We start from the raw sequence: 24,475 nt of genomic DNA on the forward strand, positions 1-24,475 counted from the left end.
CGCAGGCGGGAATGACGAGTTTTGCAAATTTCGCTGTAGCCTTTCTGCTTGCTGCCCTTGGAGCTATTTCCTCACCAACAGCGCACCACACTCTAAATGATGCGTATAGGGGAACTGATCAAAGGCGGCAAACTTGGCAATGCGATGAGTATTGCTCAGCGCCTCCAGGTTATTCTTCAGGGTTTCCGGGTTGCAGGAAATATACAGAATTTGGTCGAAGCGCTTGACCAAATCCACTGTGCCATCATCCAGCCCTGCCCGTGGCGGATCCACAAATACCGTGGAAAATTGGTAGCTGTCCAAGTCGATATCTTTTAAACGGCGGAATGGACGTACCTTATTGAGAGCGTCGGTAAAATCTTCGCTGGACATGCGCACAATATAAATATTGCTGACGCCGTTCTGCTCCATGCTCCAGTGAGATGAATTCACGGACACTTTGGAGATTTCCGTGGCCAACACTCGTTCAAAGTTCTGCGCCAAGGGGATGGTGAAGTTGCCGTTGCCGCAATAGAGTTCCAACAGGTCGCCATCGCTGTTTTTGGAATTCTTTACTGCCCAGGTCAGCATTTGTTCATTCACACCGGCATTGGGCTGGGTAAAGCCGGTTTCCACCTGTTTGTAGCGGTAGGTTTTACCAAGCACGTTCAGCTCTTCAATGACATAGTCCCGTTCCAATACCACTTTTTGCTTTTTACTGCGGCCAATAATGGGGACGCCAGTAGTTTTGCTCAGCTCCCGAGCTTGCTGCTCCCAGTGCTCGTCCAGCGGTTTGTGGTAAATCAGGGTAACCAGGGCATCGCCGCTCAGTGTGGTGAGAAATTCCACCACATAGAGTTTGCGGCGCAATAATTCATTACCACTAATACCCGCCATAACTGCAGGCATCAGCTGGTTAATTTTTTCCGAGCCGATGGGAAAGTCATCGATGGGGATAGGGCGGCTGCCACCGGGTTTGTGCATGGCGTAGAAAGATTGTTCCCCTTCGTGCCAGATACGAAATTCTGCGCGCATGCGAAAATGGCTGGGTTCCGATGGGTATACTTCAATATCCGGCAGCGCCAAATTGGTGAAGTCAGCGTTCAGCTTGGCAATTTTCTCATCCAGCTGTTGCTGGTATTGGTTGGTGTCGATTTGATTGAACATGGCTTTTGCTTGTGTGGCACTGGAGCGTGGGGTGCGGCATTATACGGCACCAAACGATAAAGGTGAGGGCGGCAGGTGATCAAAACCGTAGCGGTCTCTGTTTCTGGGCAGGGCTTGCACGATATAACGTCTGATATAAACAGTGTAGTTGCCGCAGCAGATTTATTGGAAGGGCTTTGCACGCTGTATATCCAGCACACCTCTGCCAGCTTGCTGATACAGGAAAACTGCGATCCGTCGGCTCGTGTGGACCTGGAAAATTGGCTCAATCGACTGGTGCCAGAAAATGACTCGCTCTATACCCACACCCTGGAAGGTCCAGACGATATGCCCGCTCATATTAAAGCGGCGCTGACAGCAACCAGTTTGTCGATACCGATCATCGATGGGAAATTGGCGTTAGGCACGTGGCAGGGCATTTTCCTGTGGGAGCATCGCCACCGCCCAGGGTGTCGCAAGGTACTGGTTCATCTTGGTGTTTAAACCACTACCCTTAATATGATGTCGACAATACCCTGTTACCCTGAGATTATGTGGGGCTATTGTCGCCAGCTCACCGAAAACGGGAGATAGAGTGGAAACCAGAAAACGCGCTGTAACCCTGAGTATTGTTGCACTGATGTTTGTGCTGCTGGGGTTATACCTTGCCAGTGTTGCCCCTACTATTCAGATTGCCTGGGTTCTGGGCATTTTGCTGCTGACGGTTTACCTGTTTACCTTTGAGGTTATTCCCATCGATATCGCTGCCATCACGGTAATGGTGTTTTTGGGCCTGACCACCTTAATTGCGCCTTTAATGGGTTTGTCCGAGGGGCTGACTGACATCAACAACCTGTTTGTGGGCTTTTCCAGTAATGCGGTGATGTCCATTGTCGCGGTGATGATTATTGGCGCGGGTTTGGATAAAACCGGGATTATGAATATTGCTGCCAAGCAATTGTTGAAATGGGGGGGCACCACAGAAAAGCGCATTATTCCCCTGATTTCGGGCAGCGTCGGAGTGATTTCCGGATTTATGCAAAACGTAGGTGCCGCGGCTTTGTTTTTGCCGGCGGTTGGCCGGGTGGCTTCCCGGGCGGGTATTTCTGTTTCCCGTTTGCTGATGCCTATGGGGTTTTGCGCCATTTTGGGCGGCACGCTGACTCTGGTGGGTTCCAGTCCACTGATTTTGCTGAATGACCTGATTGCCAATTCGAACAAGCAGCTGGGTGCTGATCAACAAATGGGCACGTTTGACTTGTTCTCTGTGATGCCTATTGGCCTTGCCATGATTGCCACCGGCATTGCCTACTTTGTATTTTTTGGCCGCTATGTGCTCCCTGAAGGCAAAGAGGCGAGCCGTAAAGCCACCCGTTCTGCCAGTTATTTTCGGGAAACCTACGGCCTCGATTACAGCATACGGGAAGTTCGTGTGCCCGCCGGCAGCCCGCTAATCGGGCAGACACTGGATGAGTTTGAAACCCGCTACCGCGTCAGAACCATTGCTGTTACTTCGGGCAAACGCCTGAGAATGGGGCAGGGCGGCTTGCTGCTGGATATGAAAATCGAAGAGGGTGATGTAGTGGCCTGGATTGGTGATGCCAGTGCACTCTTTGATTTCGCCCAGGAAATGAATCTGGTGATGAGGCCTCGGCTGATGTCGTTTGCAGAGGCTTTGTCCCCCAGCCATTCCGGCCTTGCCGAAGTGCTGATTCCCCCCACCTCACCCATGGTCGGCCAGTCCGCTCGTGACTTGGGTATGCGCAGTGAGCACGGGGTATCCACCCTGGCGATTGTTCGCAGCGATGGTACCTTGCGTGAAGGCCAGGACGTGCGCAACAGCCCTTTTGAAGCTGGTGATACCCTGGTGGTGTACACGGATTGGGAAAGCCTGCAGCGTCTGGATACACTGAAGAACTACGTGATTGTCACCAGTTATTACCCCCGCGAAGAAGTGCGTAGCCACAAGGCGGCTCATGCGCTGATTTTTCTGGCCATTGCCTTGTCGCTGGTGTTGTTTACGGACTTGCGGTTATCGGTAGCGCTGTTGGTGGGTGCTTTGGGAATGATCCTCAGCGGCGTACTCAGCGCCGAGGAGGCGTACCATTCGGTGAGTTGGAAAACGGTGTTCTTGCTCGCCAGTTTGATTCCCCTTGGGGCAGCGGTGGAAACCACGGGAACCGCTGCCTGGATTGCCGACCAGTTGCTGGGCTTTATCGGTGAAACTTCAGCATGGGTGTTGCAACTCACCATTGCGATCCTGGCCACGCTGTTTACCTTGGTTATGTCCAATGTGGGCGCTACGGTATTGTTGGTGCCGTTGGCCATTAACATTGCTTTAACCGCCGGTGCTAACCCGGCGGTATTTGCACTCACGGTGGCGCTTGCCACGTCAAACTCTTTTCTGATTCCCACCCACCAGGTTAACGCTTTGATTATGGGCCCGGGGGGCTACAAAGTGGCGGACTTTGTTCGTGCCGGTGGCATTATGACAGTGCTGTTTTTGGTGGTGCTGATGGTGATGTTGAATTTGTTGTATTGATGTAGGGTCGCACGTCGCACGCTAAAACCAAGTACCTTGTTAGAGCCTATCCGTCGCCCCCGCGGAGGCGGGGGCCCATCTATCTGACGAAGTAGCCAAATGGATTCCCGCCTTCGCGGGAATGACGATAGCTCGTTGGGCTTAGCGTGCGACGTCAGACGTGTGATCACACTCAACTGGCACCGTAAAATTAAGTTAACCCACAGTGTTTATGTGGTTTACTACGTTACCCTTGCACGCTTTTCTCCAACATCTATCTCATGTCCAAAACCGCCGTATTTACCCAAGGTTCTACACTCCGTCATATCCTGGTGATGACCGGTGCCAGTACGGTTGGGTTGCTGACCCTGTTCCTGGTGGACTTGGTGGATATGTATTTCCTCAGTCTGTTGGGGCAAGCAGAACTGGCGGCAGCGATTGGCTTTTCTGGCACTCTGCTGTTCTTCTTGACCTCCGTGGGGATCGGCTTGCAAATCGCCATGGGGGCATTGGTATCTCGAGCGGAAGGTACCCACGATCGCCAGTTGGCCAGCCGTTACTGTTCCAGTGTTATGTGGTTCAGTGCGCTGTTTTCTGCTCTGGTGACATTGCCTGCCTGGTATTTTCTCGAAGAACTGCTGATCTTTCTCGGAGCCACTGGCCTGACTCTGGAGCTGTCTTTGCAATACAGCAATATCCTGTTGCCCAGTACACCGTTGCTGGCCTGTGGTATGTGCTGTGCTGCTGCCTTAAGGGCGGTGGGGGATGCCCGGCGATCCATGTACACCACCATGGGGGCGGCCATTGTTAATGCGGTACTGGATCCGATTTTTATTTTCGCTCTGGGAATGGGCATTGAAGGCGCGGCAGTTGCGTCTTTATTATCTCGTGTGGCATTGGTGATTATTGGCTTGCACGCCATCATCAAGCATCACGGGCTCAGCTGTGGCCTGTATTGGCACAAAATGGTTGCGGATCTGCGAAATATTATTCCCATCGCGGGGCCAGCGTTGTTGACCAATTTGGCAACGCCTATTGGTGGTAGCTATGTACTAAAAACCATGGCCACATATGGGGACAGTGCCGTTGCCGGAGCAGCGATTCTTGGGCGTATTACGCCAGTTGCTTTTGCTTTGGTGTTTGCTCTGTCCGGGGCCATTGGCCCCATTATTGGTCAAAACGCCGGTGCTGCCTTATACCACCGAGTGCGGCTTACGTTACTCAACGCCATGATGGTGAACCTGGGTTATGTATTGCTGGTATGGGTAGTGTTGTTTTTGCTCAGTGATAGCATCGTTCGTATGTTTAGTGCCGAGGGCGATGCGGCTTATCTGATAGGCTTTTACAACACCTGGCTGGTGATTGGCTTTGCCTTTAACGGCGTGCTGTTTATTGCCAATGCCGCTGCCAACAATCTCAATCGCGCGACTCAAGCTACCCTGTTTAACTTTGCCCGTGCTCTTTTAGGGACTGTGCCTTTGGTGTATCTTGGCTCTCAGTGGTTTGGTGCCGTGGGTGTTATCGCCGGTGAAATGGCCGGTGCTTTGGTGTGGGGAACCGCGGCATTTCTGGTGGTGCTGTGGCAAGTGAATCAATTGCAGGTTAGCCATGAGAAAACGCCGGTATCGGCCTCGTTGGAATCCGTCACGCCATCACAATTCAGCTCTCCCCGTACCCAATTGGGAACATCATTGTCTACGCCTTCGGAGGATTGAGGCGATATAATGCCCCTTTATTCATAATGGGTCGGAACTCAGGTGGCAAACTCTTTACAAGATCAATTGCTGAAAGCAGGCTTGGTGGACAACAAAAAAGCCAAGCAGGTACAGCGCCAGAAAAAGAAGCAAACCAAACAGCAACACAAAAGCGGTGTCCAAGCGGTTGATGAAACCAAACTTGCCGCGCAGCAGGCTCAGCGGGAGAAAGCGGATAAAGACCGCGAGTTGAATCGCCAACGTTTGGAAGAGGCGGAGCAAAAGGCTATTGCTGCACAGATCAAACAGCTGATTGAAAGTAATCGCCAGCCTCGCAGCGGTGAAATTGGTTACAGCTTCTCCCACGACAATAAAATTAAAAAAATCTACGTAGATGCCCGCCAGCAGAAACAGCTGGAGCGGGGAATTTTGGCGATTGTGTTGTTGGGTGATCAGTTTGAATTGGTAGCGGTGCCTGTGGCGGAAAAAATTGCCCAGCGGGATGCCGGTTATGTGGCATTGCTGAATAATCCTAAAGAGCAACAGGCAGAGCCAGATTCAGACGATGAGTACTACGCCCAATTTGAAATTCCCGACGACCTGATGTGGTAGCTTTTATACGTTAATGGATATCTCTATTTCTCCAATCGCCCTAGAAGGCTTAAAAGTTTTAGGAGTATGCATCGGCGTATTTCTGGTTTTTAGCGGACGACTTGTTAAGATTTCGCAAGATATACTGGATGATATAGAAAAAGAATCTATCTTCCTGCAACCTTGGATGCGAAATAGTGAAACGCTGAAAAAAATGTTGCAGTGGTACTTGTCTTTCTATGATTCAGTTACCACCAATCTGATAAAAAGTATTCCATTTGTAGTTGGCCTTATTTCTTCTTTAGTTGTTCTATGGGTAACTTACAAACTCCTGATAGACAAATAATCTATGATTACCCCAATAGCTGAGGTGCAGCAAAAACGTGTAATTATAGAAACTCACCGCTATGTCCAGCTGGCAAACAATGAACTGGATTGTTGTATTGAGGAGATCCCCGTTCTGTTCGACTTAAAAGGGCAGGTGGCGGGGATGTACCGTATCACCGGGCGAGGCGCAAAGCTGCACAGGGTAATTCGCTACAACCCCTGGTTATTTGCCAAGTATTGGGACGATAACTTTACTACCACCATTCCTCATGAAGTGGCTCACTATGTGGCAGAGCAACTGTTTGGCAAAGTGCAACCTCATGGTGTGGAATGGAAAAACTTGATGGATTTGTTTGGCGCTGACAGCGCTCGCACTTGCCAATTTGATATGAGCGGCATTCCCGGTCGCACGGTAAAAACCGTTACTTATGAATGTGGGTGTCGTCAGCACCAGTTGTCGATGATTCGCCATAACCGTGTGCTGCGCAAGGGTGCCCGATATTTTTGCCGGTATTGCCAGGGGCCTTTGAGAAAGGCATAGAGCCAGAGAGTTTTCTTGAACAAATACGATGTCATTGTTATTGGCGCCGGTGCTGCTGGTTTGATGTGCGCCATTATTGCCGGGCAGCGAGGGCGCTCTGTGCTCGTGGTGGAACGTGCCAATAAAGTGGGTAAAAAAATTCTTATGTCCGGTGGTGGCCGCTGCAACTTCACCAACCTTTATGTGGAGCCGAGCAATTACCTGTCTACTAATCCGCATTTTTGCAAATCCGCACTGAGCCGTTTTACCCAGTGGGACTTTATCGACTGGGTGAATCGCCATGGCATTGCACACCATGAAAAAACCTTGGGGCAGCTGTTTTGCGACGGCTCTTCAAAGCAGATTGTTGCCATGCTATTGGCAGAATCTGAAGCCGTTGGCGTGGAAATACGCACCCATTGTGACCTGCAAAAAGTTACTGCGGAAGATGACGGTGGCTTTAATGTGCAGACCAATCAGGGGCAATATCACAGCACTTCCCTGGTGGTGGCATCTGGGGGACTGTCTATTCCCACCCTGGGTGGCTCCGGTATGGGTTACCAGTTGGCGGAACAATTTGGCCATCAGGTGTTGCCACAGCGAGCCGGATTGGTGCCATTTACGGTCACGGATCAATTAACCACTTTGTGCACTGAGCTATCCGGTGTGTCTTTGGAAGCAGCGGTTAGCTGCAACAACGAGCAATTTCGGGAAAGTATTTTGTTCACCCATCGCGGCCTCAGCGGCCCGGCGATGCTGCAAATTTCCAGCTATTGGCAACCGGGTGACAGTATTGTTATTGACCTGTTACCGGACTGTGATGCAGCTCAGTGGCTTGCAGAGCAGAAACAGCAGCAACCCAAAGTTCTGTTGCGCAGCCTATTGGGTAAGTATTTGCCAAAACGGTTGGTACAGCAGTTACAACAGCTGTGGTGGCCACAACGGGTAAACAGCCCTTTGGCTGAGTGGCCCAGTGAAGCCTTGCTGCAAGTTGCCAAACAGCTGAACCACTGGTCTTTAAAACCTGCAGGCACAGAAGGGTATCGAACTGCGGAGGTAACTCTTGGAGGGGTGAATACGGATGGTCTGTCTTCCAAAACCATGGAGAGTAAACAGCAACCAGGGTTGTATTTTATTGGTGAGGTTGTCGACGTAACCGGCCATTTGGGTGGCTTTAATTTTCAGTGGGCCTGGGCATCGGGCTACGCGGCGGGACAAGTAGTATGAGTATTCAGTCGCCCATTAAAGCCATCTGGCTGCTGATATTTGTTTGTATGATCTGGGGGCTGATGTTCGTACTGGTGGATCAAACCATCGAGCATCTTCCCGTACACAGCTTTCACGCGTTTCGCTTTGGTGTAGCGGCGCTTTGCTTATTGCCACTGTGGAAACTGGATAAAGAAGCCAAAGGGTTAACGTTTTCTCGCAGCTTATGGGTGTCTGCCGCCGGTTTGGCGCTGATAATGTTTGTCAGCTTTGCCACCCAAACCGTAGGCATGAAGTACACCACGGTTTCCAATACAGGGTTTATAACCGGTTTGTGTGTGCCCCTGGTACCGATAATCGGCCTGTTATTGTTTCGCGCCCGTGTAAAAGCCATAGCCTGGGTAGGTGTGTTGTGTACGACAGCGGGTATTTACTTGTTAACCGTAGGGGACAAACTGAGTTTTAACCGTGGTGATGCCTTGGTACTTATTGCCGCCTGTGCGTTTGCGCTGCACATTGTGATTACCGGCCGCGTCGCGCCTAAATTTCCATTGATCCCATTGTGCACGTTGCAATTGGCGGCGGTGAGCCTGTATAGCTTATTCGCTGCTTTGGCGACTGAGCCAGTGGGTGAACAGACCTTGCAAGCGCTTCAACACCCCATTGTTTGGGTCACGATTCTGACATCCGGCATGTTGGCGACAGCGCTGGCCTTTTGGGCACAAACCGCCTCCCAGAGAATATTGGAACCCTATAAAGTGGGGCTAATCTTTGCCACCGAGCCTCTATTTACCCATATTGCAGCGGCTCTGATACTGGGTGAACGCTTGGGAGGAATGGGCTGGTTGGGTGCAGGCATGATTGTAGCGGGCATGCTGGTTGCGGAATTGGCAGATCGAAGACACCCACCCAAAATGCAGCCGGTGGATATGAATGCAGCACCAGACTTTAGTGAGCCAGTGGAGAATAAACGGTGAGTGGGTTTTCCACCCCCGGCGAGTCTGTAGAAACGGTGTATGAAATTAAGAAAAGCCGCTTTATTGCCCGAGCTGGTTTGGCTGAAAATCGTGAGCAGGCCATGGCATTGGTACAAGCCTGTAAATCCACTTATCCCGATGCTCGCCATCACTGCTGGGCTTATTTGCTGGGTAACCCGATAGCGGCCAGTAGTGCGGCGATGTCAGATGATGGTGAGCCCAGCGGCACAGCGGGTAAACCCATACTCAATGTGTTGCAGCATAAAAACGTTGGTAACGTTGTGGTGGTGGTAAGCCGCTATTTTGGTGGTATTAAACTGGGAGCCGGTGGCTTGGTCAGGGCCTATTCAACCGCAGCTCAGCAAGTTATGGAGGCGCTACCCTTGCAGCAACATCGGTTGATGACCATTGGCGTAGTTGAGGGTGATTTTGCTGTCGAGCAGGTGATACGCCACTGGCTGGATAAGCAGGGTGGGGTAGTGGAGGGGGTGAACTACGACCATCAGGTGTCTATGACCGTGACTGTCCCAGTGGAACAGGTGGATGCTTTTCAGCGCTTTGCTTTAGCCAATAAGTGCCAGTGGAGGGTACTAGGGCCTGTTCACACTAGTTAAGTCGTCACTGTTGTGACTAAAAAAGCGCCAATCAAGGCGCGAGGAGGGTGGTTTGGTCATTCCAAATGAGCGACGAGCAACACAGAGTGGCGCTTTTTTAGCCGCAACCCCAGGGGCTGGGGCCATTTTTTCGCCCAGCCGTGTTATCAGTCGCTTATGTAGAATGACTACACAGCACTCCTTCTGCCTTGCTGAGCAAAAAAATGGCGCCCAGCAGTGATGACTTAACTAGAGTGAACAGGCCCTAGATACTGCAAGTTGAAGGGGAGAGCGACACTAATATTGAAGCTTGCTCACAGTAGCGTAAAGATTTTGCGAATAGAATTGACAATAATTCTTATTTAGATTTAAAATCCGCTCAGTTACTAAAGAGTCACATCAATGTACGTTTGCATTTGCCGCGCAGTTACCGACAACCAAATTCGCCAAGAAGTAAGCCATGGCGCCTCCACCATGCGTGAAGTGGGGCAGCGGCTGGGTGTTGGCACCCAGTGTGGCAAGTGCAGCAAGCACGCACGCAGTGTGATTCGAGAGGCGATGGCGGATCGCCCCATGGAAGACCCGGCTATCTGGGAGCCTTCCGCATAAGTTCAGGCCCTGCTTCGCCAAAACACGTATCCCGTAAAATCCGGCGCCCTTCAAAGGCGCCGGATTTTTTTGTGTCCACAGCTTTTAAATCTGCTATAGTTGTTTTGCAAGTTATTGATATTTAATGATATTTTGTTTTGTTTGCAGCTGATAATCAGTGCTAAATAAACTTGATATCACTTTAATCCAAGCGCAAGACATTAAACCAGGAGATAACCATGAAAGGTGATGCAAAGGTCATTGAATACCTGAACAAGGCGTTGACCAATGAGCTGACCGCCATCAATCAGTACTTTCTGCACGCTCGTATGTACAAAAACTGGGGGCTGGAGAAGCTCAACGAAAAAGAGTACGAGGAATCAATCGATGAGATGAAACACGCCGATCAATTGATTGAGCGTATCTTGTTCCTGGAAGGCCTGCCCAACTTGCAAGATTTGGGTAAGCTGATGATCGGTGAAGACGTTAAAGAGATGATCGAAGGGGACATGAAGATTGAACAGCTGGCCATTCCCCTGCTGCGCGAAGCCATCGCTTACTGCGAATCGGTTTCTGATTACGTATCTCGAGAGCTGTTTGAAAGCATCCTGGAAAGCGAAGAGGAACACTTGGATTGGCTTGAGACCCAGCTGGAACTGATCGATCGAGTTGGAATACAGAATTACCAGCAGTCGATGATGTAAATCTGTTCGATCATATGTGTACAAAACGGAGCCTGTTGGCTCCGTTTTTGCTGGCGCTGCTTTTGAGTGCTACAGTTTCCAGCTGATAATAATAAAAGGACGTTAGCGTGCCCCAGAATGGCTTAGATCCCAAAGCGTATACCGAGCTGCAACCTGGAGACGACTACCCACCTTTTGTTCCTGCTTCTGAATCTGTTGCCGAACTCACCTTTAAATCACTGGGTTTGGGCATTCTTTTTGGTGTGATATTCGGTGCTGCCAATGCTTACCTTGGGCTGAGGGCAGGGCTAACCATCAGCACATCGATACCGGTAGCGGTTATGTCTGTGGCGGTTTTCCGCATCCTTGCTCGTTATGGCAAGCCCTCTACGATTCTTGAAACCAATATTGCTCAAACTACTGGGTCTGCCTCCAGCTCAGTAGCCAGTGGTGTCATTTTCACATTGCCAGCGCTGTTTATGTGGGGAGTCGCCCCAGGGCTCTTGCAGATGACAATTTTGGCCATGTGCGGTGGCCTACTGGGCATCCTGTTTATGATCCCCCTGCGCAAATTCCTGATCGAGCGAGAGCATGGTAAGTTGCCTTACCCAGAGGGCACTGCATGCGCAGAAGTATTGGTGGCTAATGAAGCAGGGGGCGGTCGTGCCAAGCGTATTTTTGCGGGCATCGGTGTCGGTATGCTGTTCAAGGCCCTGACCTCCTGGATTAAAGTGATTCCAGGTCACGTCAGTGCCAACATCCCTTTTATCAACAAGGCCCAGCTGGGCCTGGACTTATCACCGGCACTGTTTGGTGTTGGCTACATACTGGGGTTGCGTATTGCTTTGGTCATGGTGGGCGGTGGTCTTTTGTCTTGGTTAGTGATTATTCCGGTAATCGACGCCCTGTGGGCCATGCAAACTCAACCGGTTTTCCCGGAAGCGGTGAAGTTGGTAAAAGATATGTCCGCCGGCGAAATCTGGACACGTTATGTGCGCTATATCGGCGCTGGTGCAGTAGCCACTGCCGGAATTATTACTCTGGTACGCAATATCCCGATGATGATTCAGAGCTTCAAAGTGGGTGGTGCTGAACTTCGTGATCGCGCAACCAATACCGCATCCCCTGTGCGCCGCGAGCTTCGTACCAAGCGGGACTTACCCCTGAAGTTTGTGGGCGTTGGCGTTGCGGCTATCGTATTAGTATTGACGTTAGTGCCTAATGCGTTCGGCGATATTGGCAACATTGGTGCTCGATTGGCGGCAGCGCTTTGCGTGTCGTTATTTGCGTTTTTCTTTGTGACAGTAGCGTCCCGAATTGTGGGTATGGTGGGGGTAACCTCTAACCCCACCAGCGGTATGACCATTGCTGCGTTGCTTGGCACTGCGTCTATCTTTTTGGCGTTTGGCTGGACAGATACGACGGGCAAGGCGGCTACGTTGATTGTGGGTTGTGTGGTCGCTATTGCTGCATCTATTGCCGGAGATACGTCTCAAGATCTGAAAAGTGGCTTTCTGTTGGGTGCAACACCCAAGTATCAACAAATGGCCGAGTTGATCGGGGTGCTGACTTCCGCCACCTTTGTTTGTCTATCCGTGCTTTTATTGGCGGAAACCTTTGGTTTTGGCTCTTCCGAGCTTCCCGCCCCCCAGGCCACTCTGATGAAGTTGGTCATTGATGGGGTGCTGGACCAGAATCTGCCTTGGGGCCTGGTACTTATTGGAGTGGCAATTGCTGTCGCCTGCGAGTTACTGCGTATTCCATCGCTACCGTTCGCAGTGGGTGTTTATCTGCCAGTGTCGACCATGACGCCAATCCTGATAGGCGGCCTCATCCGTTACTATTTCGAGCGCAACAAGCAAGGCGAAGCGTTGGAGGCTTGTCGTGAAAAAGGCGTTTTACTTGGGTCAGGATTTGTCGGTGGTGTAGGCCTTCTGGGTGTGGGTATTGCAGCAACGGCTTTTATCACCTCGAGGAAGCCCGAGGGGGTCGGCAGTGATTGGCCTGGGGCTGAATGGGCGGGCTTGGCTGCTTTTATTGTGTTGGTGTTCTGGTTTTTTAGGTCGATCAATAGCGGAAGATAAGTAAATAGCCTTGGAGGCGATACTGTAAGGTTATTTGTACAGAGTTTGACGGTAGTTTCATTCCCGTTTTATTGCCAAGGGCCTCAGGATGCCTACACTGACGGGTTTTCGAAAAATATTGCCAATAAAAATAAAAGCCTTGGTTATTAAAATTAACACTTAATATTTGTGGAGTTTAGGTAGATATGTCTAATGGTGATGCAGTAGCTACCCCCGGTAGTGACGCGCTTAACAATTCCGTCGCCGGTATTCGTGAAGAGGTCATGAACCATCCCTCAGGTTTGTTTGTCCTGTTTTTTACCGAAATGTGGGAGCGTTTTAGTTACTACGGCATGCGTGCTTTGCTGGTGCTGTTTCTTGTGGCAGGCATTGCTGATGGCGGTTGGGGATGGGAGCGTGCGGATGCTCTGATACTGTTTGGTTGGTATGGCTCACTGGTTTATCTGACGCCGCTGATTGGTGGCATGATCGCGGATAAATTTACCGGCTGTCGAAATGCGGTGGTTATTGGCGCATTGCTCATGACATTGGGGCATGGTTCTTTGGCATTGGAGTCAGAGTGGAGCTTCTACCTTGGTCTTCTGCTGTTGATCTTGGGCAACGGTATGTTCAAGCCCAATATTTCCTCAATGGTTGGCGACCTGTACAAAGGGCAAGAGGGTAAAAAAGACTCCGCCTACACCATTTTTTATATGGGTATCAACGCAGGTGCCTTTCTCGGCATTATGCTGTGTGGCTATGTGGGTGAGACCGTAGGCTGGCACTATGGATTTGGCTTGGCTGGTATTTTTATGTTTTTTGGCCTTCTGCAATTTTATTTTTCAAAAAAGCTATTTGGAAGTATTGGTGAAAAAGATGATCCGGATCATTTGGTAGAAACTGCGGATGAAACCGGGCACGAGCCAGAGCCTAAAGTAGTTAGGGAGCGGCTATTCGTTATTGGTGTTTTTGCGTTTTTCACGATTTTCTTTTGGATGGCTTTTGAGCAGGCCGCTGGTTCTATGACCATTTTTGCCAGCGATTACACCCAGCGAACTCTTACCGGCACCTGGGCTACTGTGTTCACATGGACGAATTTCCTGTTAACGATAGTTCCTATAGTGATCGTTACTGCAGTACTGTACTTGCTTATCCGCCGCACTTTTAAATACATTCCTCTATCAAATGCGTTACTGGCATTCAGCTTTTTAATTATCTGGTGCATTGTTATCTGGAAGGTTCAAAATGAGCTGAGCGCAGATACTACCGAAGTACCTGCGTCCTGGTTTGGTATTCTCAACTCATTTTTTATTATTGCTCTGGCACCGTTGTTTTCAAAATTTTGGGCGGGTAGTGGTAAGAATATTTCTGGGCCCACCAAGTTTGCTCTGGGTCTGATTTTGCTGGGCAGTGGTTTTGGCTTCCTGGCTTATGGGGCTTCTTCAATACCGGCTGGTGCAAGTACTGCAGCAGTGTCTATGATTTGGCTGGTACTTGCGTATTTTATGCACACTGTAGGTGAGCTTTGCTTGTCGCCAGTTGGTTTGTCTTACGTTAATAAACTATCGCCCAAACGCTTAATGAGTACCATGTTCGGCATCTGGTTCTTGTCCAGTTTTGTGGCACACCTTCTGGCTGGTTACAGTGGCAGTGTTATTGATAGCTTCTCAGCGGAGTATTCCATGTCAGGGTTCTTCTTGCTGTTTACTGCGATACCTGTCGTCGCAGGAGTTGTTATGTTTCTGCTTAAACCGACTCTAGTACGCTGGATGCACGGGGTCCATTAACTGGATTCGACAGTCAAATAAAAAAACGCGCCTCAATGTAGGCGCGTTTTTTTGTGCCTTTTTTCTATCCTCTTTTTAAACGGCGAATTAAAAACCGCGCCGGGTTTAATGCCTGTGCCAGCTGCCTGTCCACAGGTATCACTTCGCCACAAATTTGGGCTGCCAGAAGCTCTGCCGCTAGTGGTGCGTAGCTGAGGCCGCGGGAGCCATAGCCGCAACTGATATAAAGCCCAGAGTAGTATGTGCCCGGAAGTGGGATATCCGCTCGTGCATTTTTTTTCATCAGAGCAAATCGCTCTTGCATTGCTTTGGCTATAGGTGCTGGGCCGACAATGGGCAGATAGTCCGGAGTCGTGCAACGAAAACCCACACGGCCAGTGGCTGCCTCTGGGCTGCCTGGTAAGGCTTCCGCAATTCCTGAATCCATCGAAGCGAGTTTGGCAAAGTTTTCCCGATGGTCTTGCAGGCGTACATCGGGGCAGTTGTCGTTGAGGTGGTAAGTGGCCCCCAGTGTCAGCGAGCCTTGATGGGCGGGGGCAATGTAGGCGCTGCCACAGACAACGGTTTTTAAGGGGCTGTTGGGGGTTTCTACCTGGCTAATTTGGCCGCGAATCCGTTTTAGGGGCAGGTGCTGGCATTGCTGCAGCGTTGCTGCCTGGTGGCTACAGGCGACAACTACGGTTTCACTGGAAATCACCAGATTGCTCGTAGCATCCAGCAGCTGCCAAGTATCGACGCTTTGCTCCAGCTGTGTCACTTCCCCCTGTATAACCTCAATATTGGGGTGTTCGGTTAAGGCCTTGCAGATTTTGGGGGGAACCACCCAGCCCAAACTTGGGCAAAATAATCCTTGGTCATTGTTCAGGGGCAGCCCGCAAATGTTATCGATCTCACCGCCGGAAACAGGTCGTACCAGCCTTTGGGCATTGGCAAAGCGCTTACTGATGGCAATAAAGTCATCCGCCTGTTTGGGGGTTTCAGGCAACAGTAGTACGCCACAACGTGCGCCGTAATTGCCGTTTTGCCAAAAGGGTTGGTAAAACCCGCTGGCGTAGAGCAGGGCGTGCAAGCCATAGCGAGACAGGGTGGAGTTTTGCTTGGAAAATTTGGGGTAGATAACTCCCTGGGGGTTGCCAGAAGCTTCGCTGGCAAGCTCCGAGTGGCGTTCGACCAGAGTGACTTTCCAGCCGCGTACTGCCAAGGCGCGAGCTACACTGCAGCCGGCAATGCCGCCACCAATAACAGCGGCGTGCTTCCTATGGGCGCGACGATTGGTGTTCAAATACCAGAGTGCTGATGTTGGGCCGTTACGGGGAGAAGGTGTTAATTGCTCTACGTTTGGTTCAGGAGGTTGTTGAGTGGCGATTGTGGCCCGAACCATTTCCCGCTTGCGACCAAACCCTGCCACCTTTTCCACTTCAAAGCCCACCGCTGCCAAGCCGCGCCGTACCGCTCCGGCGGCGGTAAAGGTGGCCAGAGTGGTGCCAGCTTTACTGAGGTCGGCAATAGCGCGAAACAGCGCTTCGCTCCACATATCCGGATTTTGGGATGGCGCAAAACCGTCCAGAAACCAAGCGTCGATGATCGGGTTGTGGCGCTGTTGCCACACCGGGTGGTCACTGCTACGCAGCTGCCCCAACAGGTCGGCCGCTTCCCCAAACAACAGAGTTAGCTGAACCCGGTCATCAAAAAGGGACAATGTGTGAACCCCTGGTATTGGCGGCGGGTAGTGGTCTTGCAACTCTGTTGACAGTTTGTTGAGTTCCGGCCACAGCGCCAGAGCGGTGGCGAGGTCAGCGGCTGAGAGTGGGTACTTTTCGGCGGAGACAAACACCAGCCGCCAATTCGGCGGTGCGGTTTTTAACCACAGCTGCACAGCGGCGAGAAAATTCAGGCCGGTGCCAAAACCGGTTTCGCCAATAGTGAAATGATGGGGTTGATCTGGATTTAATGCCAGCCAGCGTTGTTGCAGATGGTTGTGGTGTAAAAAAACATGGCGGGTTTCGTCGATGCCGGAAGCTTTGGAAAAGTACACATCGTTGTATTGGCGAGAAGTGGGCTGGCCATCGCTGTCCCACTCCAGCTCTGCCGGCTGAATCGAGTCGGTCACCGTTAACTCCAGGTGCGGCCGAGCTCAGTCATCACTTGTTGGCACCAGCGCTGTAATCGCTGCTCTGACAGGTCGAATTCATTTTCGTCGTCCAATGCCAGGCCAACAAAGTGTGTGCCGTCTTTGGTTAAGGCTTTTGACTGCTCAAAATTGTATCCATCCACTGGCCAGTAACCGACAGCGTGGGCTCCGAGGTTAACCACTTTTGCCCACAGAAATCCCACCGCATCCAGAAACCACTCAGCGTAGCCCACCTGATCGCCCTGGCCGTAAATGGCGACACCTTTACCGCTAAAGTCAACGTCGTCAATATCATCCCAGTAGTTCTCCCAGTCCTCCTGCAGTTCACCGAAGTCCCAAGTGGGGATGCCCAGAATTAAGTGCTGGTAATCGGCCATGGTGGCAATGGGCTCATCGGCGATATTGAAAACATCTACCTGATCAGCGCCGAGAATGCGCTGGATTTTCTCCGCCGTCATCTCGGTGTAGCAAGTAGAGGAACCGTAAAAAAGGCCAATCTTGCCCATTAAAGTTGCGTCACCCACTGGCTCGCCCAGGCGGTGGCTTCCCGGTCTGGGTTAAAGGTTTCCATGGCGTCAATCAGCAGCGGTTCACCCACGCGCACGGCACCGATATCCGATAACGCGTGATCGAGAGCGGTGGCGGCAGCGGCGTAGGTGTTGAAGGAACTGTCCCCAAGGCTGATAACGCCATAGCGCCGCCCGGCAATATTGGGTGGGGTGGCCTGCAGAGCAGCGACAAAGGGGCGAATATTGCTGGGAAATTCACCGGCGCCGGTGGAGGAGGTGCAGATTAACAAAACTTCCTCTGCATGTTCCAGGTCAGCCAGGGTCGGTTTTTCAGCAACAGCAACCTGACAGCCGTTGGCTGCCAGGGTTTCTTCAAGGGCGTCGGCCACGTCCAGAGCGGTACCGGTTTCGCTGCCCACAATAATGCGTATGTTGGTCATGGGTACTTATAGTTGGTGATTAATGATTGGTGAACAATGGAGCGGAATTATACAAGAGCATTGGATGGCAGGTTAGCTTCCCCCATCAAATCCCAGTTGTCGCCAGGCCTCGTAGACAACCACTGACACTGCGTTGGACAGGTTCATACTACGACTTTGGGGTTGCATGGGGATACGTATCACCTGGTCTGTGGGAAGAGCATCCAAAAAGCTCTGCGGCAGGCCCCGGGTCTCAGGGCCAAATACCAGGGCATCGCCGTGCTGGTAACCCACTTGAGCGTGATTGTTAGATCCCCGGGTGCTGATGGCAAACACCCGTTGCGGGTTCACTTCGCTCACAAAGGCTTCCCAGTTGGTGTGAACCGATGCCTGCTGCCACTCCCGGTAATCCAGCCCGGCACGGCGCAATTTTTTATCGTCCATGGTAAAGCCCAAAGGCTCAATCAAATGCAATCGAAAGCCGGTATTGGCACACAGGCGAATAATGTTGCCGGTGTTGGGGGGAATCTCCGGCTGGTACAACACAATATCCAGCATGGTTTATTCGTCGTTGTCGTCCAGGTCAAACAGCTCCACCATCAGGTCGTCTGACAGGGTTTCCAAATGCTGTCGCAGCCCTTCTTCATCGAGGGAGGAGGGCAGCACTACCACGGCCGATGCTTCAAACAGGTGCTCGGAAGACATCGCTGCCACTGTACGGTTGGTGTGCAGGGACTCCACGTTGACGTTGAGGGATGACAACAAAGAGGTTAATTCCCGTACGATGCCGGGACGGTCGTGGGCAACCACTTCCACCTCCAGGATGCGCTCCTGTTCATCCGGCTGCTCGTTGTAGTTGCTGTCGAGAGAAACCTGCAGATCGCTGTTTTGCAGGGCTGCCAGATTGCTTTCCAGCTGCTCCTGATTGTCGGGATCAATTTCAACTAACGCGATGCCAGCAAATTTGCCCGCCAGGTGGCTCATGCTGCTTTCCAGCCAGTTGCCCCCGGCGTCGGCAACCGCATCGGCCATTTTGTTGACCAGGCCGGTTTGGTCGTTGGCGATAAAAGTAAGAATCTGCTTGCTTGTCATGGGTATTGCCCTTAAATCCGTGCAAAGGCTTATATGATGCCTGCTAATAACGGATAATGTCAGCCCCTGAATGCAATTCCTCAATGACCATGATCGAAATTCCCCCGGAGCGTTTGAACTCAGAAGTGCTGGAGGCTGTTTTGGAGGCCTTTATTGCGCGCGAAGGCACCGATTACGGTTTTGAAGAGCGTTCGATGGAAAGCAAGGTAACGCAATTGAAAGGCCAGCTATCCAAAGGCGATGTGGTGATTTGCTTTGATGAGGAATCTCAAAGCTGCACTTTGTTAACTCGCCACCAGTTCCAGCTTGCCAGCCAGCAATCCTGTGATTGATTCCATTGTCACCGAGCCGGTAAAGCCAGCTGTTGCCACACTGGTTCTTGCCCATGGTGCCGGAGCGCCTATGGACAGTGATTTTATGGAGCAATTGAGTTCGGCGTTGAGTGAGCTGGGTATTTGTGTGGTGCGGTTTGAGTTTCCCTACATGCAGCAACGGCGTAGAGATGGCAAAAAGCGCCCACCCGATCGCCAGCCCCGTTTGTTGGAGCACCTGCAAGCGATGGTTGAACAAGCACAGTCGATGGAGTTGCCCGCGCCCTTGCTGGTGGGCGGCAAATCCATGGGCGGGCGTATGGCAAGTCTGCTTGCGGATTGTTTGCAGGGTACAGAACCAGGGCGGGCGTTGATATCCGGTGTTTGCTGTTTTGGTTATCCGTTTTTCCCCGGTGGTAAAAAACGATCTGACCGGGTTGAACACTTGCTGCGTTGTAAAACACCTACTCTGATTGTGCAGGGCACCCGCGACCCGTTTGGCAAACTGGCGGATATCGACCCATTGAATTTAAGCGCTGCTGTCAGCGTACATTGGCTGGAGGCCGGGGATCACGACTTCAAGCCCACAGTACGCTCTGGCATTGCCCACCAACAGCATATCGACAGCGCTGCCCGAGCGGTACTGCGATTTGTACAACAAATCACATAGAGGCAATACGTGTCCGAGCCTTACTCCCTGAATCACCTTGTCTTGCATTGCCGCGCGGGTTTTGAAAAAGAATGCGCCGCCGAAATCAGTGAATGCGCAGCCATGGTGGGTATCAGTGGTTACGCAAAAGCCAAGCCCGGTGACGGTTATATGGTTTATGTGTGTCACCAGCACAACGGCGCCCTACAGGCCATGGAGCGCATCGCTTTTGATCAGCTGATTTTTGTCCGCCAGTGGTTTGCGTCGGTGTCATTGCAGGAACAACTGCCGGTTGAAGATCGGGTAGGGGCTTTGGTCATGGTTGCTGACGGCCTGGCTACCCGGTTCAGCGATATCAGTGTTGAGCACCCGGATACCAACGAGGGTAAGGCACTGTCGAAACTGTGCCGCAAAATCAGCCATCCCCTGCGCGCCAGCCTGGCCAAGAAGGGGCTGCTAAAAGCGTCCGCCAAATCTCGCTTGCAACTGCTTTTTCTGGATGGACAGCGCGCTTTTGTGGGTGTTGCCAGGGAAGCCAATCAAAGCCCGTGGCCAATGGGCATACCTCGGTTAAAAATGCCGCGCCAGGCCCCCAGCCGTGCCACTTTGAAGCTGGATGAGGCAATTTTGTGGTTTTTGCGCGACGACCGTCAGCAGGAATTGATGAAAGCAGGCACGTTGGCTGTGGATTTGGGGGCCGCCCCCGGAGGTTGGACCTGGCAGTTGGTACAGCGGGGCTTGTACGTAGATGCGGTGGACAACGGGCCCATGGACAAAGACTTAATGGACACCGGGATGGTGGCCCATGTGCGCGGTGATGCCTACACCTATCAGCCCAAAGGCAATGTCAGTTGGTTGGTATGCGATATCGCTGACAAGCCAGCCCGTACTGCCGATATGGTCGCCCGCTGGGCAACCAAAGGCTGGTGTAAAAGGGCGATCTTTAACCTCAAACTACCGATGAAACAACGTTATACGGCAGTACAAAGTTGTCGTACGCTAATTGAAGAAGCGATTCAGCAGTCTGGCCTAAAGGCAGAGCTGCGTTTTAAACAGCTCTATCACGATAGGGAAGAAGTGACCGGTTTTCTGGCGGTCAGTGACTGAGCAGAGTGATTTTTTCCGGTTCCAGCAATAGAGGCGTGACTTGCTCCAGCGCCTGATTGCGCTCTGGTGACGCGTGCCAAGCGTACCAGTCCAGTTCAGAACGCATCTTCACCATGACATAGCGAACATTGGGGTACTCCAGGTTGTGCATGGACTCGCCGGAGATAAAACCGGGCACACTAAGAGCAGATTGCATGGCGGAGTTGATGATTTGGTCGTAACTGGGTTCCATACCCGGAGCGATAACCCGTTGAATTAAAACACTAATCATTATTTTCGAAGGTACCTTGTTGATAAATGGTGCTGCAAAAGCGGCGCGCAGGATAACACGGGGAGCCGTTGGGGTAAAAGTACACCAAAAGGCTGCATTGGCGGGGCTTCCAGCCCCCCAGTGGTTATAAATCTAAGCCCACTTGTTGCCGTTGGCTATTGTTTGAGAAAATGCGCCCATGGATATAGAGACCAATCAAACCCTCGACGCCTCAGGCCTGCTGTGCCCAGAACCGGTGATGCTGCTGCACAACACGGTGCGGGATATGGCCGCTGGCGATACGGTGAAAGTGCTGGCCACCGACCCTTCCACCACACGGGATATTCCCAAGTTTTGCAACTTTCTCGGTCACGAGCTGGTGGCAACGGGGGAAGAGGGGAAAACTTATCTGTTTGTGATTCGTAAGGGATGAGCCACCTTGGTTTCATTGCTTTTTAGTTGATCAGATTCATGAAATCGATGCTAGATAAAGCAAGAGCGTACGCCATAAAAAATCACGGCGACCAGCAGTATGGTGACAAACCGTACATTTATCATCTGGAGTCTGTGGTTTCTATTTTACAGCCCTATGGTGAAAGGGCTCAGGTGATCGGTTATTTACACGATGTGGTGGAAGACACTCCGGCAACGTTTGAAGAGATTGCTCGGGCATTCGATGCGGACATTGCTAAAGCGGTAGCTATTTTGACGGACCAGGTGGGTGCCAACAGAAAAGAACGCAAACGCAAAACTTACCAAATAATGTCCAGAGTTACAGGGGACCTTGAAATCGCTCTGTTGGTAAAAACCGCGGACCGTTTGGCGAATATACAGGCTGCAGTTGATGGTGGGCGCAAGGATAAATTCGCAATGTATGCGAAAGAGCATGACCAATTCAGAGAAGCAGTTTATCGGCCAGGTTTGTGTGATGATTTGTGGCTGAAAATAAGCGGCTTAATGCCCTCATAACAAAGGCTTGCAATGAGCGCTGCCGTATTGCCACAGATCAGATTCTGTTGCCTATCAAGTCTCCATTAACATGGACATCGCCGCCATGGCTTCCGGGTCTTGGGATTTGATCATATTGGCGATATGGTGCTGGAAGTAGTAGCGGAAGCCGTTGTCTTTGGTGGCTGGGTACAGGCTGCTGTCGCCGGGCAGCACTGGAGTGGCTTCCACCTTATCGTCGTCAATCAGCATACCGTAAATGCTGCCATCCCCATGCAAGCGCCAACTGACCACTTCTTTGAGTATCAGGCTTTTAAAACCATCGCTGGAGAGCACTGCATGGGTGCCAATGGTGTCCGGTAATTCCTGAATAATGACCGAGCTTGTACTTTCGTCGTTGGCCTCGTCACTGTAGTACTCAGCAGCGGTTTCCAGCTCAATCACCTTGTGCAGTGGCGGTTCGGTAAAAAGATCGTCAGCGCTGGCGTCGTAGTAACCCTGCCAGTGACCATTGAGCGGGTCCTGAATATCGGGGCAGGGGACAATATCATTCAGCCAGGGCACCATGCCAACCACTTCGCCGTCGGCGCGCAAGCCCCAGCAAAGCACTTTTACACTGAATAACTTTTCTGAATGAGCGCTGTTGGCGTACAGCATTTCCAGGCCATCGAGTTCGGGAGAGAGTCGGATAATGCGCCGATTAAACGCATCGGAGAAAGGCTTCCCTGAAAACAGGTCAACCACATTGTCCGTATTGTGGCTGTGGGTTGAGGTAGTCATAATACGCCTCCTCGGGGTGGGTGAAGCTTATGATTATTGTTCACCGCCTGCCTGCGACATCAGCTGACAGGCACTTCTTACACTACTCCTGATTGTTGCAAATCACAATAGGCCGTTTATGGGCAGCTATGTAATTCACAATCCGACCATCAGCTGCCAGCAGTTGGAGCAGCTGTTCAACCAGTTATTTCTGGAGGGGTTTAACACCCGCTTGATCGGCGGAGCCAACGAGCCCCTTTATCTGCCGGCCGATGACACCTGTCACTACCATCGCTTGTATTATCGAGAGGATTACCTTTCCAGTGCCTTTCACGAAATTGCCCACTGGTGCATCGCCGGTGAGCAACGTCGCCAGCAAGTAGATTTTGGTTACTGGTACAACCCGGATGGCCGTACCGCTGGGCAACAGCGTCAATTTGAGTCGGTGGAGGTTAAGCCCCAAGCGGTAGAGTGGCATTTGTCGTTGGCCGCTGGGCACCGCTTTCATCTCAGTGCCGATAATCTAGATGGTGATGTCGGCACCAGCGAGGCATTTGCGGAAGCGGTATGCCAGCAGGCGCAGGTCTACTGTCAACAAGGTTTGCCCGCACGAGGGGCACAGTTAGCGGCTCACTTGCGCCAGCAACTTGGTACGGCTCCTGTTGGCCCTGAGTTGTTTCAACAGGGGTGTTTGTGACGGTGGCAAAGGCGTATTTGATTGATGCGTCTATTTACTTTTTCCGCCACTACTTTGCCTTGCCAGACAATTGGCACAGCACAGAGGGCTATGCCACCAATGGTGTGCAGGGTTACACCAACTGGCTGCTAACCTTGCTGCAAAAACAACAGCCCCGGTATGTGGCTACTGCTCACGATGAAAGTTTGGGAACTGGTTTCAGGCACCAGTTGTTCCCCGCCTATAAGGCCAACCGGGCACTGCCGGATGAGGCGCTTGAGTTTCAGTTGCGCGCCAGCCGTGAGGTGGCTGAAATTCTAGGGGTGGCTCACTTTGCCAGCCACAGCCACGAAGCGGACGATATTATCGGTACGCTCGCGAATCTGGCCCGCAGTAATCGCTGTGAACCGGTGATCATCAGTCGTGACAAAGATCTGACTCAATTGCTGCAACCCGGTGAATGCATGTGGGATTTTGGCTCCAGTGAAGCAAACGACCGAGCTCATTACGAAGCCAAGCTGGGTATTGGCCTACCCCAAATGGCGGATTATCTGGCTTTGGTGGGTGACCCTACCGACAATATACCCGGTGTGCCGGGCATCGGGCCGAAAACTGCAGTGGCCTTGCTAAACCACTTTGCCGATATCGATACTCTGTTAGCCAATTTAGATCAGTTGCTGAATTTGCCAATCCGGGGTGCATCAGGGATTGCGCAAAAGCTTGCGCCGCTTGAAAAGCAGCTTCAACTAACCCGGCAGCTAACCGCCATTCATTGCGATGCTCCTCTGGGAGTTGAAGAAAGCCAATTTGACAGGGCCCTGCAATGGCAGGGTGTTGACCATAAACGCTTCGAGGACTTTTGCCATCGTATGGGCTTGGGGCGGCAGCTGTTGATGCGTGCTGGCCGATTAAATGGCACTTAGTTCCTGTTTATAGACGTTGAGATGCG

At 51.7% G+C, this 24,475-nt stretch carries 28 protein-coding genes; 20 read left to right on the top strand and 8 right to left on the bottom strand.

Translation table 11 applies throughout. The features are described from left to right. Positions 1–63: 63 nt before the first annotated feature. Positions 64–1,146: a tRNA (uridine(54)-C5)-methyltransferase TrmA gene (trmA, locus tag KFE80_01720; protein UTW45665.1), complete on the bottom strand. Its 1,083-nt coding sequence runs from the start codon at positions 1,144–1,146 to the stop codon at positions 64–66. A gap of 75 nt (positions 1,147–1,221) precedes the next feature. On the opposite strand from trmA, the gene KFE80_01725 reads away from it, so the two are divergent. The 13 genes from KFE80_01725 to KFE80_01785 all read left to right on the top strand — a co-directional run bounded on the left by KFE80_01725 (position 1,222) and on the right by KFE80_01785 (position 14,675). After that, on the top strand, positions 1,222–1,629 hold the full coding sequence (locus tag KFE80_01725) for a secondary thiamine-phosphate synthase enzyme YjbQ (protein UTW45666.1): 408 nt from the start codon (positions 1,222–1,224) through the stop codon (positions 1,627–1,629). Between the two features lie 136 nt (positions 1,630–1,765). Next, positions 1,766–3,667 (top strand): SLC13 family permease, encoded by a 1,902-nt coding sequence (locus KFE80_01730; protein ID UTW46584.1) that lies wholly within the window; start codon positions 1,766–1,768, stop codon positions 3,665–3,667. 260 nt (positions 3,668–3,927) lie between these two features. Next, the gene (locus tag KFE80_01735; GenBank protein ID UTW45667.1) at positions 3,928–5,361 is read left to right on the top strand and encodes an MATE family efflux transporter; all 1,434 of its coding nucleotides are present in this window, start codon (positions 3,928–3,930) and stop codon (positions 5,359–5,361) included. A 42-nt stretch (positions 5,362–5,403) separates the two neighbouring features. Next, positions 5,404–5,952: a DUF2058 domain-containing protein gene (locus tag KFE80_01740; protein UTW45668.1), complete on the top strand. Its 549-nt coding sequence runs from the start codon at positions 5,404–5,406 to the stop codon at positions 5,950–5,952. A gap of 13 nt (positions 5,953–5,965) precedes the next feature. Further along, entirely contained in the window at positions 5,966–6,277 is a 312-nt protein-coding gene (locus KFE80_01745; GenBank protein ID UTW45669.1) for a hypothetical protein, read from the top strand. A gap of 3 nt (positions 6,278–6,280) precedes the next feature. After that, positions 6,281–6,799, top strand: coding sequence for a SprT-like domain-containing protein (locus KFE80_01750; GenBank protein UTW45670.1), 519 nt, complete (start codon positions 6,281–6,283; stop codon positions 6,797–6,799). A gap of 15 nt (positions 6,800–6,814) precedes the next feature. Next, positions 6,815–8,005 (top strand): NAD(P)/FAD-dependent oxidoreductase, encoded by a 1,191-nt coding sequence (locus KFE80_01755; GenBank protein UTW45671.1) that lies wholly within the window; start codon positions 6,815–6,817, stop codon positions 8,003–8,005. After that, positions 8,002–8,961: a DMT family transporter gene (locus KFE80_01760; GenBank protein UTW45672.1), complete on the top strand. Its 960-nt coding sequence runs from the start codon at positions 8,002–8,004 to the stop codon at positions 8,959–8,961. Before KFE80_01755 ends, KFE80_01760 begins: the two co-directional genes overlap by 4 nt. Continuing rightward, positions 8,958–9,575, top strand: a complete 618-nt coding sequence (locus KFE80_01765; protein ID UTW45673.1) for a YigZ family protein — start codon at positions 8,958–8,960, stop codon at positions 9,573–9,575. Before KFE80_01760 ends, KFE80_01765 begins: the two co-directional genes overlap by 4 nt. A 381-nt stretch (positions 9,576–9,956) precedes the next feature. Further along, the gene (locus KFE80_01770) at positions 9,957–10,163 is read left to right on the top strand and encodes a bacterioferritin-associated ferredoxin (protein UTW45674.1); all 207 of its coding nucleotides are present in this window, start codon (positions 9,957–9,959) and stop codon (positions 10,161–10,163) included. 218 nt (positions 10,164–10,381) lie between these two features. Next, complete coding sequence (bfr, locus tag KFE80_01775; protein UTW45675.1) at positions 10,382–10,846, top strand: bacterioferritin; 465 nt, start codon at positions 10,382–10,384, stop codon at positions 10,844–10,846. 107 nt (positions 10,847–10,953) lie between these two features. Continuing rightward, positions 10,954–12,909 (top strand): oligopeptide transporter, OPT family, encoded by a 1,956-nt coding sequence (locus KFE80_01780; GenBank protein ID UTW45676.1) that lies wholly within the window; start codon positions 10,954–10,956, stop codon positions 12,907–12,909. A gap of 185 nt (positions 12,910–13,094) precedes the next feature. Next, positions 13,095–14,675, top strand: coding sequence for a peptide MFS transporter (locus KFE80_01785; GenBank protein ID UTW45677.1), 1,581 nt, complete (start codon positions 13,095–13,097; stop codon positions 14,673–14,675). 64 nt (positions 14,676–14,739) lie between these two features. On the opposite strand, the gene mnmC is transcribed toward KFE80_01785, so the two are convergent. The 5 genes from mnmC to KFE80_01810 form a co-directional block, all read right to left on the bottom strand. Then, positions 14,740–16,785 carry a bifunctional tRNA (5-methylaminomethyl-2-thiouridine)(34)-methyltransferase MnmD/FAD-dependent 5-carboxymethylaminomethyl-2-thiouridine(34) oxidoreductase MnmC gene (mnmC, locus tag KFE80_01790; protein UTW45678.1) on the bottom strand — a complete coding sequence of 682 codons (2,046 nt, stop codon included), beginning with the start codon at positions 16,783–16,785 and terminating at the stop codon, positions 14,740–14,742. A 2-nt stretch (positions 16,786–16,787) separates the two neighbouring features. Next, positions 16,788–17,312 (bottom strand): flavodoxin FldB, encoded by a 525-nt coding sequence (fldB, locus tag KFE80_01795; protein ID UTW46585.1) that lies wholly within the window; start codon positions 17,310–17,312, stop codon positions 16,788–16,790. After that, entirely contained in the window at positions 17,312–17,755 is a 444-nt protein-coding gene (locus KFE80_01800) for a flavodoxin domain-containing protein (GenBank protein UTW45679.1), read from the bottom strand. Before KFE80_01800 ends, fldB begins: the two co-directional genes overlap by 1 nt. Positions 17,756–17,827: 72 nt before the next feature. Beyond that, positions 17,828–18,292 (bottom strand): tRNA (uridine(34)/cytosine(34)/5-carboxymethylaminomethyluridine(34)-2'-O)-methyltransferase TrmL, encoded by a 465-nt coding sequence (gene trmL / locus KFE80_01805; GenBank protein ID UTW45680.1) that lies wholly within the window; start codon positions 18,290–18,292, stop codon positions 17,828–17,830. A 3-nt stretch (positions 18,293–18,295) separates the two neighbouring features. Next, on the bottom strand, positions 18,296–18,826 hold the full coding sequence (locus tag KFE80_01810) for an ACT domain-containing protein (GenBank protein UTW45681.1): 531 nt from the start codon (positions 18,824–18,826) through the stop codon (positions 18,296–18,298). 92 nt (positions 18,827–18,918) lie between these two features. On the opposite strand from KFE80_01810, the gene KFE80_01815 reads away from it, so the two are divergent. The 3 genes from KFE80_01815 to rlmM are packed head-to-tail and all read left to right on the top strand — an operon-like array spanning position 18,919 to position 20,893. Then, complete coding sequence (locus tag KFE80_01815; protein UTW46586.1) at positions 18,919–19,158, top strand: YheU family protein; 240 nt, start codon at positions 18,919–18,921, stop codon at positions 19,156–19,158. Positions 19,159–19,162: 4 nt separating this feature from the next. Continuing rightward, positions 19,163–19,807, top strand: a complete 645-nt coding sequence (locus tag KFE80_01820; GenBank protein ID UTW46587.1) for an alpha/beta hydrolase — start codon at positions 19,163–19,165, stop codon at positions 19,805–19,807. Between the two features lie 27 nt (positions 19,808–19,834). Next, complete coding sequence (rlmM, locus tag KFE80_01825; protein UTW46588.1) at positions 19,835–20,893, top strand: 23S rRNA (cytidine(2498)-2'-O)-methyltransferase RlmM; 1,059 nt, start codon at positions 19,835–19,837, stop codon at positions 20,891–20,893. On the opposite strand, the gene KFE80_01830 is transcribed toward rlmM, so the two are convergent. Further along, positions 20,883–21,164: an antibiotic biosynthesis monooxygenase gene (locus KFE80_01830; protein ID UTW45682.1), complete on the bottom strand. Its 282-nt coding sequence runs from the start codon at positions 21,162–21,164 to the stop codon at positions 20,883–20,885. The genes rlmM and KFE80_01830 overlap by 11 nt on opposite strands. 178 nt (positions 21,165–21,342) lie before the next feature. Between KFE80_01830 and tusA the strand changes: the two genes are divergently transcribed. Together tusA and KFE80_01840 are read left to right on the top strand one after the other, a co-directional pair. Further along, the gene (tusA, locus tag KFE80_01835; GenBank protein ID UTW45683.1) at positions 21,343–21,576 is read left to right on the top strand and encodes a sulfurtransferase TusA; all 234 of its coding nucleotides are present in this window, start codon (positions 21,343–21,345) and stop codon (positions 21,574–21,576) included. Between the two features lie 47 nt (positions 21,577–21,623). Then, on the top strand, positions 21,624–22,112 hold the full coding sequence (locus tag KFE80_01840; protein ID UTW46589.1) for a bifunctional (p)ppGpp synthetase/guanosine-3',5'-bis(diphosphate) 3'-pyrophosphohydrolase: 489 nt from the start codon (positions 21,624–21,626) through the stop codon (positions 22,110–22,112). Between the two features lie 54 nt (positions 22,113–22,166). Here KFE80_01840 and KFE80_01845 read toward each other — a convergent pair whose 3' ends face one another. After that, a complete protein-coding gene (locus KFE80_01845; GenBank protein ID UTW45684.1) occupies positions 22,167–22,871 on the bottom strand; it encodes a hypothetical protein in 705 nt (234 codons plus the stop codon). A gap of 118 nt (positions 22,872–22,989) precedes the next feature. Here KFE80_01845 and KFE80_01850 point away from each other — a divergent pair, with 118 nt between their 5' ends. Both KFE80_01850 and KFE80_01855 read left to right on the top strand, forming a co-directional pair. Next, positions 22,990–23,547 carry an elongation factor P hydroxylase gene (locus KFE80_01850; GenBank protein ID UTW45685.1) on the top strand — a complete coding sequence of 186 codons (558 nt, stop codon included), beginning with the start codon at positions 22,990–22,992 and terminating at the stop codon, positions 23,545–23,547. Beyond that, a complete protein-coding gene (locus KFE80_01855) occupies positions 23,544–24,449 on the top strand; it encodes a flap endonuclease (protein ID UTW45686.1) in 906 nt (301 codons plus the stop codon). Before KFE80_01850 ends, KFE80_01855 begins: the two co-directional genes overlap by 4 nt. The last annotated feature ends 26 nt before the right edge of the window (positions 24,450–24,475 follow it).

The organism is bacterium SCSIO 12696 (assembly GCA_024397955.1).
Lineage (GTDB): Bacteria > Pseudomonadota > Gammaproteobacteria > Pseudomonadales > Porticoccaceae > SCSIO-12696.

Excerpts from the sequence above, each read along its gene's own strand:
- KFE80_01745 (UTW45669.1), top strand. The coding sequence starts at position 5,966 with ATGGATATCTCTATTTCTCCAATCGCCCTAGAAGGCTTAAAAGTTTTA.
- KFE80_01850 (UTW45685.1), top strand. The coding sequence starts at position 22,990 with ATGGGCAGCTATGTAATTCACAATCCGACCATCAGCTGCCAGCAGTTG.
- KFE80_01810 (UTW45681.1), bottom strand. The coding sequence starts at position 18,826 with ATGACAAGCAAGCAGATTCTTACTTTTATCGCCAACGACCAAACCGGC.
- tusA (UTW45683.1), top strand. The coding sequence starts at position 21,343 with ATGGATATAGAGACCAATCAAACCCTCGACGCCTCAGGCCTGCTGTGC.
- bfr (UTW45675.1), top strand. The coding sequence starts at position 10,382 with ATGAAAGGTGATGCAAAGGTCATTGAATACCTGAACAAGGCGTTGACC.
- KFE80_01750 (UTW45670.1), top strand. The coding sequence starts at position 6,281 with ATGATTACCCCAATAGCTGAGGTGCAGCAAAAACGTGTAATTATAGAA.
- KFE80_01840 (UTW46589.1), top strand. The coding sequence starts at position 21,624 with ATGCTAGATAAAGCAAGAGCGTACGCCATAAAAAATCACGGCGACCAG.
- KFE80_01785 (UTW45677.1), top strand. The coding sequence starts at position 13,095 with ATGTCTAATGGTGATGCAGTAGCTACCCCCGGTAGTGACGCGCTTAAC.
- KFE80_01830 (UTW45682.1), bottom strand. The coding sequence starts at position 21,164 with ATGATTAGTGTTTTAATTCAACGGGTTATCGCTCCGGGTATGGAACCC.
- fldB (UTW46585.1), bottom strand. The coding sequence starts at position 17,312 with ATGGGCAAGATTGGCCTTTTTTACGGTTCCTCTACTTGCTACACCGAG.
- KFE80_01760 (UTW45672.1), top strand. The coding sequence starts at position 8,002 with ATGAGTATTCAGTCGCCCATTAAAGCCATCTGGCTGCTGATATTTGTT.
- trmA (UTW45665.1), bottom strand. The coding sequence starts at position 1,146 with ATGTTCAATCAAATCGACACCAACCAATACCAGCAACAGCTGGATGAG.
- KFE80_01800 (UTW45679.1), bottom strand. The coding sequence starts at position 17,755 with ATGACCAACATACGCATTATTGTGGGCAGCGAAACCGGTACCGCTCTG.
- trmL (UTW45680.1), bottom strand. The coding sequence starts at position 18,292 with ATGCTGGATATTGTGTTGTACCAGCCGGAGATTCCCCCCAACACCGGC.
- KFE80_01845 (UTW45684.1), bottom strand. The coding sequence starts at position 22,871 with ATGACTACCTCAACCCACAGCCACAATACGGACAATGTGGTTGACCTG.
- KFE80_01770 (UTW45674.1), top strand. The coding sequence starts at position 9,957 with ATGTACGTTTGCATTTGCCGCGCAGTTACCGACAACCAAATTCGCCAA.
- KFE80_01730 (UTW46584.1), top strand. The coding sequence starts at position 1,766 with ATGTTTGTGCTGCTGGGGTTATACCTTGCCAGTGTTGCCCCTACTATT.
- KFE80_01735 (UTW45667.1), top strand. The coding sequence starts at position 3,928 with ATGTCCAAAACCGCCGTATTTACCCAAGGTTCTACACTCCGTCATATC.